Source organism: Alcanivorax sp. NBRC 101098, from assembly GCF_001010505.1.
Taxonomy (GTDB): domain Bacteria; phylum Pseudomonadota; class Gammaproteobacteria; order Pseudomonadales; family Alcanivoracaceae; genus Alcanivorax; species Alcanivorax borkumensis.
The window spans coordinates 13,943-27,842 of the sequence record NZ_AP014613.1; the positions used below are offsets into that span (position 1 = coordinate 13,943).

12 protein-coding genes are annotated in these 13,900 nt (G+C 55.7%); 10 read left to right on the forward strand and 2 right to left on the reverse strand.

Translation table 11 applies throughout. From position 1 onward, the window contains the following. The first annotated feature begins 19 nt into the window (after positions 1–19). From AS19_RS00065 to AS19_RS00095, 7 genes are all read left to right on the forward strand, one after another. On the forward strand, positions 20–1,381 hold the full coding sequence (locus tag AS19_RS00065; protein ID WP_046961589.1) for a DUF2868 domain-containing protein: 1,362 nt from the start codon (positions 20–22) through the stop codon (positions 1,379–1,381). Positions 1,382–1,471: 90 nt separating this feature from the next. Next, positions 1,472–2,953, forward strand: a complete 1,482-nt coding sequence (locus AS19_RS00070) for a GTPase/DUF3482 domain-containing protein (protein WP_011587311.1) — start codon at positions 1,472–1,474, stop codon at positions 2,951–2,953. Positions 2,954–3,081: 128 nt separating this feature from the next. Next, positions 3,082–3,588: a MarR family winged helix-turn-helix transcriptional regulator gene (locus AS19_RS00075; protein WP_011587312.1), complete on the forward strand. Its 507-nt coding sequence runs from the start codon at positions 3,082–3,084 to the stop codon at positions 3,586–3,588. Positions 3,589–3,598: 10 nt separating this feature from the next. Next, positions 3,599–5,707 carry an FUSC family protein gene (locus AS19_RS00080; protein WP_011587313.1) on the forward strand — a complete coding sequence of 703 codons (2,109 nt, stop codon included), beginning with the start codon at positions 3,599–3,601 and terminating at the stop codon, positions 5,705–5,707. Next, positions 5,697–5,897 carry a DUF1656 domain-containing protein gene (locus AS19_RS00085; RefSeq protein ID WP_011587314.1) on the forward strand — a complete coding sequence of 67 codons (201 nt, stop codon included), beginning with the start codon at positions 5,697–5,699 and terminating at the stop codon, positions 5,895–5,897. The genes AS19_RS00080 and AS19_RS00085 overlap by 11 nt, the downstream gene beginning before the upstream one ends. A gap of 13 nt (positions 5,898–5,910) precedes the next feature. Then, positions 5,911–6,900, forward strand: a complete 990-nt coding sequence (locus AS19_RS00090; RefSeq protein ID WP_046961590.1) for an HlyD family secretion protein — start codon at positions 5,911–5,913, stop codon at positions 6,898–6,900. Positions 6,901–7,052: 152 nt separating this feature from the next. Next, positions 7,053–7,778, forward strand: coding sequence for a DUF1963 domain-containing protein (locus tag AS19_RS00095; protein WP_046961591.1), 726 nt, complete (start codon positions 7,053–7,055; stop codon positions 7,776–7,778). 16 nt (positions 7,779–7,794) lie between these two features. Here the strand turns inward: AS19_RS00095 and AS19_RS00100 are convergent, their stop codons facing one another. Then, complete coding sequence (locus tag AS19_RS00100; RefSeq protein WP_035459694.1) at positions 7,795–8,703, reverse strand: AraC family transcriptional regulator; 909 nt, start codon at positions 8,701–8,703, stop codon at positions 7,795–7,797. Positions 8,704–8,861: 158 nt separating this feature from the next. On the opposite strand from AS19_RS00100, the gene AS19_RS00105 reads away from it, so the two are divergent. The 3 genes from AS19_RS00105 to mmsB all read left to right on the forward strand — a co-directional run bounded on the left by AS19_RS00105 (position 8,862) and on the right by mmsB (position 12,664). After that, positions 8,862–10,361: a CoA-acylating methylmalonate-semialdehyde dehydrogenase gene (locus AS19_RS00105; RefSeq protein WP_011587318.1), complete on the forward strand. Its 1,500-nt coding sequence runs from the start codon at positions 8,862–8,864 to the stop codon at positions 10,359–10,361. Between the two features lie 141 nt (positions 10,362–10,502). Next, positions 10,503–11,654, forward strand: a complete 1,152-nt coding sequence (locus tag AS19_RS00110) for an acyl-CoA dehydrogenase family protein (RefSeq protein WP_011587319.1) — start codon at positions 10,503–10,505, stop codon at positions 11,652–11,654. Positions 11,655–11,773: 119 nt separating this feature from the next. Then, a complete protein-coding gene (gene mmsB, locus AS19_RS00115) occupies positions 11,774–12,664 on the forward strand; it encodes a 3-hydroxyisobutyrate dehydrogenase (RefSeq protein WP_011587320.1) in 891 nt (296 codons plus the stop codon). A gap of 38 nt (positions 12,665–12,702) precedes the next feature. On the opposite strand, the gene thpD is transcribed toward mmsB, so the two are convergent. Then, positions 12,703–13,635, reverse strand: coding sequence for an ectoine hydroxylase (gene thpD, locus AS19_RS00120; protein ID WP_011587321.1), 933 nt, complete (start codon positions 13,633–13,635; stop codon positions 12,703–12,705). Positions 13,636–13,900 lie beyond the last annotated feature (265 nt).

A 13,900-nucleotide genomic window follows, 5' to 3' on the forward strand; every position in this document is an offset into this window, starting at 1 on the left:
AGTTTGACCCGAGGTCGTCTTGGCAAATCCCTTAACCTTGCTACTGGACTTTGACGACCAGTATCGCCGCGATGTGGACCAGAACCATGGCTTCCTGCATCGTCGCGACCGGCGTTTTGCTCAGCAGCAACAAGAACACCGGCAACCGCTCACCATAACCGCTTGGCTGGACTCGTTGCACGCCCTCAATGGGCAGCGGCAGGTGGCCAGCGATGCCGATCCGCGTCTACGCCGCTGGCGTCAGGCCCGTTGGTTGTTTGCTGGCCTGGGGGCGATGCTCGGCGTGGCCTTCATGTTAGGGCTGCTCTATTACGATGGGGGTCGGCAGATCAATGTGACTCTGCTGGTCGCATTGGTCGGTCTGCAAGGGTTACTGGCTTTGTTCACCAGTGTGCAGGCCTGGTTTGGCTGGCAGCCCTGGCGTGCCCTGTTCGGCCCCAGGGGCGATGATGACAGTGCGTTGGCACCGTTGCGCCCGGCGCTATCCGCTCGAGTAGCCCATACCGGTGGGTTGGCGTTTGCCTTCAGTGGTCTGCTGACGCTGCTGTTGATGGTGCTGGTGCAAGACCTAGCGTTTGGTTGGAGTACAACTCTGCAAGCATCCGCCGCGGGTTATCATCAGTGGATCGCTATTCTGGCGCTGCCGTGGCAAGCCCTGTGGCCTGAGGCCGTTCCATCGCAGGCGCTGGTGGAAGCTTCTCAGTTTTACCGATTACAACAGAGTAGTGGGGTGAGCAATCCAGCCTTACTGGGCACTTGGTGGCCGTTCGTATTGATGCTGTGGCTGGTTTATGTGCTGCTGCCTCGCTGGGTATTGCTGATGCTGGCGACACTGCAATTACGCTGGCAGGCACACGCCGCTTTGCGTGCCCATCCTGGCTGGCAGCCGTTGCATTATCGTTTTGACACGCCTTGGGTGGACACCCGTGGCGATGATGAGGGGCAAATAGCCCCTGCTCCGGCCAAAATATTTCTGTCACCACTTCCTGCCAGCGCCACTCTGATTCATTGGGCCGGCGCGGGCATGAACTCTTCGCTATTACGTGCCGCTCTGTCGGCAGATCCGGCTCCCTTACAGTTACGGGCCGGCGGCAACAGTAGCCTTGAGGAAGATGCTCGGGTGTTGGCGCAAGCAGGTCAATCCGGGCAGCCGGTGATTCTGGTGGCCCGTGGTTGGGAGCCACCTACCGGTGAGCTAAGTGACTTTATTTTTGATGCCCGAGAACAAGGCGTGACGGCGTTGCTGGCGCTGGTGCCGTTGGCCGATGAAGAGGGTGCGGCGTTGGCCGACCCGCAGTTGCTGGCGCAGTGGCAACGCTTTGTGGATCGCCAGCGCGACAGCCAGCTACTGCTGTGCGCTCCACGCGCTGATGCCCAATGACGCCGGTCTGATGTCATAGCCGCAGACAGCTCTTCACTTTTCAACAGCCTGTTTAAGTGGCAGCCAATACTCAATAACGCTGAAAACGCCATGGACGATAAAGGTAAAACAGAGAACCTCGATGGGCGCTGCACTGGCATTGCCGAGCCACGCTTTGCTGTAGTGGGCCACCCCAATAAGGGTAAATCCAGTGTAGTGGCGACCCTAGCTCAGAACGACAGCATTGCCATTGCTATGGAGCCGGGAACCACCCGCGATAGCCACCGTTATCCGATGAAAGTGGATGACGTGACGCTATATGAATTGATCGATACCCCGGGCTTTCAGCGGCCCCGCAAGGTGTTGGCCTGGCTGCAGGGGCACAGCCTTTCTGCCTCGGACCGGCCAGACACGGTCGCGGCTTTTGTGACACAACACCGTGATGATCCTCGCTATCACGATGAATGTGAATTGCTGCGGCCCATTGTGGAGGGGGCGGGTATCATCTACGTGGTGGATGGCTCGGTGCCCTATAACCGTGAGCATGAAGCGGAAATGAATATACTGCGCTGGACTGGTCGGCCCAGTTTGGCGCTGATCAATCAGATCGGCCCGGACGATCACAGCGCCGCTTGGGAGGCTGCACTGGGGCAATATTTCCAGATTGTGCGTCGCTTCGACGCGGTGGGTGCCCCCTTCGAAAAACACCTAGACTTGTTGCGCAGCTTTGGCCAGTTAGCCCCACACTGGCGTGAGCCGCTGGATGCGGCGCTGGAATATTTGCAAGCGCTCAAGTTTGGTCGCGACAGCCAAGCGCTGGAATGTATTGCCGACGCGTTAATTGGCATGCTCGGCCATCAGGAAACCGCCCGGCTGGGGGAATTTGAGAGCGCCGAACCCTTGCTGCCTAAGCTGCAGCAACGCTGGCAGGCCTGGCAGCGCGAGCGCGAGCAGCGTTTGCGAGGAGCGGTGGAAGATCTGTACCAGCACCGGCGCTTGCAGCGTCAGGAGGACACGCTGGTGACCCCGGAAGGCGGCGATCTTTTCAGTGAGCGCACCCGGCAGTTGTGGGGCATCAGCAAGAATCAGCTGGCTGCGGCAGGCTTCGGTGCTGGCGCCGTGGGCGGCGCTGGAATCGATGCCATGGCGCTGGGCCATTCACTGGGCGCCGGGGCACTCATTGGTGGGCTATTGGGTGCCGCCGGGAGCTATTACTACAGCGGCAAACTCACCAAACTAAAATTCGGCCCGCTTAGCGGCGGTTTCCGCGAAGCAGTCTACGGCCCCTTGAGAGACCCACAGTTTGCTTATGTGGTGCTGGGCCGGGCGTTGGTGCACTGGTATCAAGTGAGCCAGCGCAACCATGCTGGCCGTGATGTGCTGGTGGTAACCGGTGCCGATGACCACTGGCTGGGGCAGATGGAACGAAGCCATCGTAATGGCCTGCAAAAGAGCTTGCAGGCGCTCGCTCAACGCCGCTTTGAACCCAGTAAGCGCCAGCGGCTGATCGAACAGTTGGAGTGGGCTCAGCAGGCGTTTGCCCAGTGGCAGTTGCAAGCGTTCCAGACGACGGATGAAACGACCACAGATTAACCCTTTTAAATCAATCGGGTAGATGCAAGTCCTCTATTGCGAGGACGTTTCTACAAATAAATAGTTCATTTGTGTACTATTTATTTGTAGAATAAATGAACTGAGTTCATGGCCATTTAGGAAAACGCGTGACCCGCTTCGACGCTACTGAAAATCGCATTAGCCTGACCCATAAGCGCTTCCCAGCCTACCCTCGCGAACCAGCCATGCTAGTGCGATTGATGAAAGCCATATCCCAGCATGTACATGACTCTGCCAATGTGTTGCTGCGCGAGTATGGGCTTAATCATACCGACTACAATGTGTTGATGATGCTGTACGGCTGCGAGCAACAAGGGATGACTGTCACCCAGCTGCGCGATGCGGCGGCGGAAAAGTCTGCCAACGTGACCCGAGTGTGCAATATTCTCTGCGAGCGGGGGTGGATCGCTCGTTTTGCGGACCCTCAGGACCGGCGCCGAGTGCTGGTTTCCCTGACCACGGAAGGAGAAAAGTTGGTAGAACAGTTTCTGCCCTCCATGGCGTCCTTGTTAAACCAGTACGGGGCCGCATTTGATGCACAAGAAATCGCGGTACTGGAAACGTTGTTGAAGCGGTTACTGGGAGTGGCCGAGCAGATCGAACGGAATCTGTGAGCGCGTTGTCATGAAGGCCGAGAACCAAGCTGCGCTCTCTAAACCTTTGCTGATTGGCCTGCTGCGCGAAGCCGGGCTGGATTGGCTGTATGTGGGTAAAGTGCTGCTGGCCATCTTTATGGGCGGCGGGTTGGCTATGCGGCTAGATTTGCAGCAGCCGGCCACTACTATGTTGACGGTGGCGCTGGTGATGCACCCGGCCAGTGGCATGGTGCTGGCAAAGAGTTTCTATCGCGCGGTGGGCACCTTGGTCGGTTGTGGCGCGGCCATTGCGCTGGTGGGGCTGTTCCCCCAGCAGCGTGAACTGTTGTTGGTGGGTATGGCCCTGTGGATTGGCCTGTGTGCGGCGGGGGCCTCCCTGTATCGCAACTTTATGTCCTACGGGTTTGTGTTGTCCGGCTATACCGTGGCCATTGTGGTGTTACCGGTGGTGCAACATCCGCAGGCGTTATTCGATTCGGCGGTAATGCGGGTCAGTGAAGTGATGCTGGGCATCCTGGTGGCTGGGCTGGTGGGCGATGTGCTGTTCCCCCAGCGGTTACGCATGGCGCTGCGTCAGCAATTATCTGGACAATACAGCGGATTTCTGGCTTTTGTGCGCGGCAGTTTAGGCGGCGTGTTGGGCCGGGATGCTCTGGAAAACGCCCATATGCGTTTTGTCGGTGAGACCATTCAGGTGGAAAACCTACGCAGTTCCGTGGTGTTCGAAGATGCCGGGGTGCGAGCACACAGTCCGCGGCTACGTCAGCTTAATCAGCGCTTTATGGAGGTCTCCACCAGCTATCAGACCCTGCACCACCTGATGAACCGTATGCATGCACCCCATCATCACGATACCCGCCAACGATTGATGCAGTTATGCGAGTTTGCCGCGACGGCCCTAGAGGATGATTGCGAACCAGATCCGGCTGCCGCAGCGCGGTTATCGCAAGCGCTGCAGAAGGCTGAGCGGGAATTGCCCGGCAAAATCAGTGAGCAGCGGCAGGGCCTCACTTCACCCCGCGAACAGCTGGATTTTGATACCGGAGCAGAGTTGCTTAGCCGTTGCCTACAAGAGCTGCAGGCCTATGTGCAGGCCTATGCGCTATTGCGCCGCCCCGGCGTGCCCACGGCCGCTCAGAAAGAGGTGGTGTTTCAGCACGGAAATGACCACCTCGGCGCGCTGATGTGCGGCGTCCGCGCCACGGTCACAATGTTGGTGATGGGCAGTTTCTGGATTATGTCCGGCTGGGTGCATGGCGGTAGTGCCATGATGTTGGCGACTATTTTCACTGGCATGTTTGCCAGTGCGCCAAATCCATCGGCGGTAGTGCGACAGATTACTCTGGGCTTCGCCACCGGCATGCCGCTGGCCTTCCTCTGCCAGTTTATGGTGCTCACTCACATGGATGGCTTTGTGTTGATGGTGGCGGGAACATTGCCGTTTCTGCTCATCGGGTTGTACCTGACGACCCGCCCGACGTTGGCGGGCTACGGGACCGGCTTCGTGCTCAGTTTTATTTACCTGTTGAATCTGCATAGCCCGATGACCTTTGATCCTGTGTATGTGGTCAACGAAGGCATTAGCCAAATTGTTGGGGTGCTGGCGGTGGCGGTGGCATTCAGTTTGTTTGGCAATGCCTCCAGCAACCGTTGGTTACGTAACCGCCTGTTGCGCCAGCTGCGCTCTCAGGTTGCCCGTGCCTGTGAGTTACCGTTGCCAGGGCTGCGAGACCGCGTTGAAAGTGCCACCCGGGACCTGTTCATGCAGATTATGGTGCATGCCGGCCCGCGAGCCCGTGACTGGCTGGCCTGGGCATTGTCGGTACATGAAACCGGCCGGGCGGTGGTGGAATTACGTCGTTTGCAGGCCTCGCTGCCGGACACTCAGCAGGGCGTGGTTGGCGCGGTGCTGGAGGCGTTTGCGGCGCTGTATCGCAGTGATGAGGGCAAGCAAGAAAGCGCCCGTCAGCGGGCATTGCGGGCGCTGGATACGGCCATGGCGGCGGTGTCTGACCGCCCTGCCCTGCGTCAGCTCCATCTATTGCGCTTGGCTTTGCTGGATACCGAGTCGGTGTTGGCTGCGCCTTTATCCCCTTATTTATCTTCATATCAGGAGGCGGCGACGGATGCCCCGTGAAATTGCGCTGTTGGATGCGTTAGTGCCCAGCCTGTTGCTGGTGTTCGTGATTAGCTTGCTGCTGCAGTGGGCGGTGGACTGGGTAGGCGGTCGCTATGGGCTGTACCGCTATGTCTGGCATCCGCCCCTGTTCCGGGTGGCTGTATTTTTCTGCTGTTTTGGTGGCCTAGGTTTGCTGGCCATGCAGTAAAGGAGTGAAAACAATGAAAACCCAATCCCTGATCCGGGCTTCGGTAACGCTGCTGACAGTGGCGTTGGCCTCCCTGTTGGCTTGGGCCTTGTGGCAGCACTATATGTATTCCCCCTGGACCCGCGATGGCCGGGTGCGGGCACGGGTGGTGCAGGTAGCGCCGGATGTATCGGGCCTAGTGACGGAAGTGCCGGTGGCGGATAACCAGGCCGTGCAGCGGGGTGATTTGTTGTTCGTGATCGACCGTAGCCGTTACCAGAATGCCTTGCTGCAAGCGCAAGCGGATCAGCAGGCCGCTGAGGCCGCAGCGCGGGCAGCCGGTGCTGATATTCGTGCCGCTCAAGCCAGTGCCGCTAAAGCGCGGGCGGAGTTTGCCATGCGTCAGGCGGAATCCCGTCGCCGTGACCGGATTGCCCAGGCGGTTTCCAGGGAAGTACGCGACAACGCTCACAGCAGTGCTGAGGCCGCCGAGGCCCAATTGCAGGCTGCCCAAGCCAGCCATCAGCGGGCAACGGCCGGTCAGCAGCAGTTATTGGCTCGGCTTCAGCAGGCCAATGCGGCGTTGGCGTTGGCGCAACTGAACCTGGAGCGTACAGAAGTGCGTGCTCCGGTGGACGGTTACGTCACTAACCTAGCGTTGTATCCGGGCGACTACGCCCATGCCGGACAGGCCCGTATGGCGTTGATTGATAGACACGATTTCTGGGTATACGGCTATTTCAAGGAAACTAAACTGCCGAATGTGCATGTGGGGGATCCGGTGCAGGTGCGCCTGCTTAGTGGCATCCGTGCCAATGGCAAGGTGCATAGTATCGCCCACGGAATCGCTGATCGGGATAACCCCACCGGTGCCGATCTACTGGCGGATGTGAATCCTACCTTTAACTGGGTGCGGCTGGCCCAACGAGTGCCAGTAAGGGTGTCGATTGATGCTGATAGCCTGCCCGAAAACACGGTGCTGGCCGCTGGCATGACCGCTACGCTGACCCTGAATCCCTCTTGAACGGAGCAGATAAAGGGTAGAAAACAGAGCAAAGGCAGATAATTGCACGCCGCTGAGTCGGTAAAATCGCCCTGATAGCGGGTAAGTGAAGTTCATTCATTGCGTCAACATTGGGTGGAGGTGAGCATGATACGATCATACGAGGGCGTGTCATGTTACCCGAAGAAATCAAACACAAATTGGCTATTTTGTCCCGTCCCGCCTGGCGCCCTCGAGTGGGGCCGGCGGTGCCAGGTGCGCGCTCCAAATTTGGCGGCCTGCCGCTGCTGAAAAAGGACGAAGCTTGGCCATGCTGCGGCCACTGCCACCAGCCTATGCAGTTGTTTGTGCAGCTTGATTCGCTGGATTTGCCGGTCGAGGCCCGCAGCGCATTCGGTGATGGTGTGTTGCAGCTGTTTTACTGTACTAACGGGGAGGAAGATTGCGAGGTACTGGGGCATGCGCACCTGCCATTCTCTGATGTCACGTTGGTGCGAGTCATTCCCCGCCAGCAAGCCGATGGTTTTGATGCCCTACCGCAAGCCATTCCCGATGCGTTTGTTGAGCAAGCATTGACTGGCTGGCAGTGCATGACGGATTTTCCCGACCGGCAGGAAATGACTGCGATTAATGATGATGTTCCGGAAGCTATGCTCGCCTTACTTCAAGCTCACCGCCCTACTCCGCGTCCGGGTGACAAGTTTCTCGGTTGGCCTAACTGGGTAAGCGAGGTAAGTTACCCACTGTGTTCCTGTTGCGAAAAACCGATGAAATTTATTTTTCAGCTGGACTCCGCAGACACCCTTCCCTTTTGGTTTGGTAATAGCGGTTGTGCCTATGTATTTCAGTGTGAAAGCAACCCAAAGGTATTAACTATGAGTTGGATAAGTCGACCATAGTTTCGAAAATTTTGAATTAATTTTTTCCCCTTTCTTTGCGGTATTTCTGCGGAGAAATACCCATCATTTTTTTGAAAAGACGAGAAAAATAATAAGGATCGTCATGGCCCAGCTGCAGAGCAATAGTCGCTACGCTATCGTCGCTGATATCAAGAAGATAGCAGGCGTGGCTGACTTTAATGCGCTGGAATGCCTGCATGGGGGTTTGTCCAGTCTGGCGTTTGTACTCGCGAATAAAATGGTAACGGGACAAATCGCTAGTGGCGGTAATTAAGTCGTCTAGGCTGAGTCGCCGGTCGATCGCCGTTTGCAGATAACTGTTTACTCGGGTTACATCTAAAGTGGCATGGCGGACCTGGTGCTGGCGGCGCATCAAGGAGGCGTAGGCAAGCAGGCTACGCAACAGATTGGCCGCATAAACCAGATGCTCGGGTTGCGCGTTGGTGGCAGCCGCCATCAACGCTTGAAAATCTTCCGCTAGACGTGAATGTACGCCGACCCTAACCCTGCGAATGCCTCCGTCAGGTTGGCCGGCAATCTCGTCGAAATACCGTTGAACCTCATGCCCACCCAGGTGCACCCAGTAAATACTCCAGGGTTGCTGTGGATTGGCGTGGTAACGGTGAGCCAAGCCCGCGGGTAACAGCAATAGATCACCGGCCTCAACAGGTTGGCTTTGGCCCCCGTAAGCCAGTTCTCCAGCACCGGACACACAATAAATTAGTAGATTATCTGCGGGTCGCTGGCGTTCCATTCGATGCCCGCTGGCCTGGGGATAAAAGCCCACCCCGTGGGGCATACAGCCGGAACAAAGCGGATGATCGCGGACGCTGGAAAGCACCGAAGGCGGAATGACCGTACGCTGTCCTCTGGCAGGTAATGGCCAGTGAGAAGTTTTGGTAGTAGGTTGTTCTACGATTTCCATAAACAGCAATATAGTCTATCTCTAGTCAAATGTGGCTATCTGCATGACAGACTAGCTGTGCTAAAACTGGAATCATGCTTTAACGCAGACATGCTTCACGCTGGCGCCCCCAGCTCTGAGCCCGATAACCTGGACCCCGAAAAGAATGGAGACCCCCGATGGCCCACCAATTACCTTTGCTGATTAATGGCGAATTTGTTGCCAGCCAAACTGACCAGTGGATTGCGGTAACCAACCCGGCCACCCAGCAGACGCTGTGCGAAGCCCCGGCGGCCACCGCTGAGGAAATGGAGCAGGCCATTGCGGCGGGCAAGGCGGCCTTCCAAACCTGGAAAGAGGTGCCGGTGTCGGAGCGAGCGCGCTTGATGCTGCGCTATCAGGCGCTGCTGAAAGAACATCACGATGAGATTGCCGAGATTCTCAGCCAGGAAACCGGCAAAACCTTTGAGGATGCCAAGGGCGACGTTTGGCGTGGCATCGAGGTGGCAGAACAGGCCGCTAACATCGCGTCGCTGATGATGGGCGAAACCGTGGAGAACGTGGCGCGTAGCATCGATACCCACTCCTGGACCCAGCCTTTGGGAGTATGCGCGGGGATTACCCCGTTCAACTTCCCGGCCATGATTCCCCTATGGATGTTCCCACTGGCCATCGCCGCCGGTAATACCTTTGTGCTCAAGCCTTCCGAGCAAGATCCGATGACGCCGAATCGACTGGCAGAGTTATTTCAAGAGGCTGGCGCAGCGCCAGGCTTGTTACAGGTGGTGCACGGCGGTAAGGAGCAGGTCGATACGTTGCTTAGGCATCCTGATATTAAAGCGGTATCGTTCGTGGGTTCCGTGCCGGTGGGGCAGCACGTGTACCGCACCGCAACCGACAACATGAAGCGCGCGCAGTGCTTCGCCGGCGCTAAAAATCACATGGTGATCATGCCGGATGCCAACAAGGAACAGGTTGTTAGTAGCCTGGTGGGTTCTTCTTGTGGGGCTGCGGGTCAGCGCTGCATGGCGATCAGTGTGGCGGTGTTCGTGGGCGATTCAAAAGCCTGGATCGATGAGCTGGCCAGCCAGTTTGCTCAAATTCGTCCGGGGGCATGGAATGACCCGGAAGCGGCCTATGGCCCGCAGATCAGCCCGGCCGCCAAACAGCGAGTGCTGAGCATGATTGAACAGGGCAAAAAAGAAGGCGCTACCTGTTTGCTGGATGGATCAGATTGCACCGTGGAAGGTCTGCCAGACGGTAACTGGGTTGGCCCAACGTTATTCACCGATGTGACTACCGACATGGCAATTTACCGCGAGGAAATTTTTGGCCCGGTGTTGTGCTGCGTTTGTGTGGACTCACTAGAAGAAGCCTTGGAGCTGGTTAACAGCAGTCCCTATGGCAATGGTACTTCTATTTTTACCGCCAACGGCGCTGCGGCACGTAAATATCAGCACCAAGTAGAAGTCGGGCAAGTGGGTATCAATGTGCCGATTCCTGTGCCGCTGCCCTTCTTCAGCTTCACGGGATGGAAGGGCTCTTTCTATGGTGATCAACACGCTTATGGCAAGCAAGGCGTGCGTTTTTATACGGAAACCAAGACGGTTACTAGCCGCTGGTTTGACTCCGATATCCCGGTTGCGGCGGGACCCAATATGAGCATCAACTTGAAGTAAAAGATTGAAAATATCGGGCGTTTATTTGAAAACGTAATGAAGATTTCTAATGAAAAATTGTTTTCTGAAAAACGCCCGTGTTATTGAACGCTCAACTAACGTGTTGAGTATGAGTTATAGAAAATAACGGCGAGAAAAACTGTGGATTTTTCTTTTACTGAAGAGCAGCAAGCGTTCCGCGAAACGGCGAGACAATTTTCTGAAAAAGAATTCTCTCCCTATGCCGCCGAATGGGATGCAAAAAGCTATTTTCCAAAGGACGCCATTCGTAAAGCGGGAGAGTTAGGTTTTTGCGCTCTCTATTGTGATGAAGAGCATGGTGGCATGGGTTTGTCCCGTCTCGATGCTGCATTGATTTTCGAACAATTGTCACAAGGGTGTACTTCGACTACGGCCTTTATCACCATTCATAACATGGCTACCTGGATGTTGACCCGCTTCGGTAACGATGCGACACGGTCGCGCTGGGCCGAAGCCCTAATGAGTGGCGAAAAGCTGGCTTCCTATTGCCTCACTGAACCGAATGCAGGTTCGGACGCTGCGGGACTTTCGACTACGGCAAAAAAGGATAACGGCGACTATGTATTGAATGGTGCCAAGGCCTTTATTTCCGGCGCTGGAGATACCGATGTGCTGGTATTGATGGCGCGCACGGGTGGCCCTGGTGCTGGCGGAGTTTCCTGTTTTGCTGTGCCCGCAGATGCGCCAGGGGTTAGCTATGGCCGCAACGAGGCCAAGATGGGCTGGAAAAGTCAGCCCACCCGAGCGGTCATCCTGGAGGATGTGCGAATCCCGGCGGAGTGCCTGATCGGTGAAGAAGGGCAGGGCTTCAAGATTGCCATGGGCGGGTTGGATGGTGGCCGCATCAATATTGCCAGCTGTTCACTAGGTGCCGCTCAGGCAGCGCTACATCAGGCGCAGCAATATGTGCAGGAACGTAAACAATTTGGTCAGGCCATTAGCGATTTTCAGACGGTGCAATTCACCCTGGCAGACATGGCAACGGAACTGGTAGCGGCACAGCAGATGGTACGCCTGGCTGCCTGGAAACTGGATCAAAACCACAGCGATAAGAGCATGCTGTGCGCCATGGCCAAGCGGATGGCTACGGATCTGTGTTTCAACGTCTGCAACCACGCGTTGCAACTGCACGGGGGGTACGGCTATATCACTGAGTATCCGTTGGAGCGCTACCTGCGTGATGCGCGGGTGCATCAGATTCTGGAAGGCACCAATGAAATCATGCGCGTGATTATTGCGCGCAATGTGCTAAAAGATTTGTCGTTTCTTTAAGTAATCAATCACCGTAAGAGTGACTCTCCAGCTGCGAGCCAGCTGGTGAAAGCGGGGTTAGTTTCTTTGCGGCTCAAGCGACGCTCTTACCACTGCAACAAAACAAGGGAGAGATAACAATGAAAGTCGCATTCTTTGGTGTTGGCCATATGGGTGGGCCCATGGCGGCCAACCTGATTAAGGCTGGTCATCAGGTCACTGTCTTTGATCTGGTTCCAGAGCTGCTCAACGGTGCCGTGAAAGAAGGTGCGCAAGCGGCCAGTAGTGCAGCGCAAGCGGTGCAGGGAGCGGAGGTTGTTGTCAGCATGCTGCCCTCTGCCGGTGCCGTGCGCGGACTTTACCTGGGCGACGATGGCGTACTGCAACAGATTGATGAAAGCGCACTGATTATCGACTGTTCCACCATCGATGCGGATACTGCCCGTGACGTGGCAAGCATAGCCAAAGAGCAAGGCAGGGTGATGATTGATGCGCCTGTATCTGGCGGTGTGGGTGGAGCCAAGGCCGGGACGTTGACCTTTATCTGCGGTGGGCCGCAAGCGGCGGTGGATCGTGCTCGTCCGGTTCTAGAATGCATGGGTGCACAGGTATTTCGTGCCGGCGATAATGGCGCAGGTCAGTTAGCAAAAATCTGCAATAATATGTTGCTGGCCATCCATATGATCGGTACCGCAGAAGCGCTACAAATGGGCGTGGATCATGGGCTCGATCCAGCGGTGTTATCCGATATTATGAAAGCCAGCTCTGGTGATAACTGGTCACTGGATAAGTACAACCCCTGGCCCGGGGTGATGGAAAATGTGCCGTCGTCGAAAAATTATGAAGGCGGTTTCGCGGTAAAGCTTATGAACAAAGATCTGGGTTTGGCATTACAAGCCGGTCTCAGCAGCCAGTCCGCCACGCCCATGGGTAACTTGGCGAAAAGCCTATATGCCGCTCATGGTAATCACGGCTACTCAGATAAGGACTTTTCCAGTATCCAAGCTTTTTTTCAGCATAAAAACGACTGACTGGCTATGGGCCGCAGAGCTCCCACAGCCAGCGTTTTTTAATGATCGTTGGGCTGCCATAGTTGATTTGGTGTGTGGCATAGAAAACTTGGCCGAGGTTTCTTTGCCGCATACGGAGCCTGGCAGGCATTGTCCTGCCGGTTGAATACGAAGAAGACATTGCTACGTGGATCCGGTGCCATATTGGCATTAGAACCATGCAGCGTATTACAGTCGAACAACAGCAGGCTGCCCGCGGGGCCCGTGGGCGCCTCAATGCCGTTTCTATTGATCATTGCGCTCAGGGCATCTTCTGGCGGCACACCAATTTGCTGCTTCTTCAGCGACTGTTTGTGATGTTCGTCTGGCGTTTCTCCTATGCAGGGAATGAAATGCTGATGGGATCTGGGAATCAGCATTAGTGGGCCATTGAACGTGTGGTTATCAGTAAGAATGATTGAGGCACTTACCGCGTGCATGGCTGGCATGCCGTCCTCGGCGTGCCAAGTTTCAAAGTCAGAATGCCAATTAAAGCCTTTACCTTTGAACCCTGGCTTATAGTTAATGCGTGATTGGTGAATATAATGTTCACCTCCCAATATCTGCTTCACCCGATCGGTTAGGCGTGGGTCACGGGCCAGTCTTTGGAAAGCGCGATGTAAAAAGTGTACCGCAAAGACAGAACGAATCTCCTGGCTGTCAGGTTCGGTAATTGTGAAAGAGCGATTTCGATAGTCATTACGATTGAGAAGCTCGCTCATGGCGTTAGAAAGCGCGTTCACTTCATCGCTGTGCAAAAAACCGCGTTCGAACAGAAAGCCGTTCTGCTCAAAGTTATCAAGTTGTGATTGGGAAAGCGGCCCAGGAAGATGGCGGCCTTTCACCGTATGCTCCTGACGCTTGTACCAAGGTTGGTCCGGGTGTTGATGTAACCGGGTGGGATAAGGATCGGTTTGTATCGATGCAGGGCAAGTTAGGTTCTGCGCTGACATCAAATCACCTCCGTCATTCTTTCAGAAATCAGCATTTACCTTGCGCTAAGGTTTCTTGTTTCTCCTATGTAAATTAAAGACCAATATGTGATTGGTCGGATAAGATGACGGTAAGGACGATGAAATGATTTTCAACCCTCATTTATTTCAGGTCCCAGCCGGTCATCATTATCGGTAGGTGGCGTTTACTTGCTCAAGCTACCATAGCTTGCCGGCACAACGGTTCATTATTAGCTTATGCAAACGCATAGCGGTCATGCTGCTC

Bases quoted from the DNA above. Each gene is read 5' to 3' on its own strand.
- AS19_RS00070 (WP_011587311.1), top strand. From the start codon at position 1,472: ATGGACGATAAAGGTAAAACAGAGAACCTCGATGGGCGCTGCACTGGC.
- AS19_RS00080 (WP_011587313.1), top strand. From the start codon at position 3,599: ATGAAGGCCGAGAACCAAGCTGCGCTCTCTAAACCTTTGCTGATTGGC.
- AS19_RS00085 (WP_011587314.1), top strand. From the start codon at position 5,697: ATGCCCCGTGAAATTGCGCTGTTGGATGCGTTAGTGCCCAGCCTGTTG.
- AS19_RS00090 (WP_046961590.1), top strand. From the start codon at position 5,911: ATGAAAACCCAATCCCTGATCCGGGCTTCGGTAACGCTGCTGACAGTG.
- AS19_RS00095 (WP_046961591.1), top strand. From the start codon at position 7,053: ATGTTACCCGAAGAAATCAAACACAAATTGGCTATTTTGTCCCGTCCC.
- AS19_RS00100 (WP_035459694.1), bottom strand. From the start codon at position 8,703: ATGGAAATCGTAGAACAACCTACTACCAAAACTTCTCACTGGCCATTA.
- AS19_RS00105 (WP_011587318.1), top strand. From the start codon at position 8,862: ATGGCCCACCAATTACCTTTGCTGATTAATGGCGAATTTGTTGCCAGC.
- mmsB (WP_011587320.1), top strand. From the start codon at position 11,774: ATGAAAGTCGCATTCTTTGGTGTTGGCCATATGGGTGGGCCCATGGCG.
- thpD (WP_011587321.1), bottom strand. From the start codon at position 13,635: ATGTCAGCGCAGAACCTAACTTGCCCTGCATCGATACAAACCGATCCT.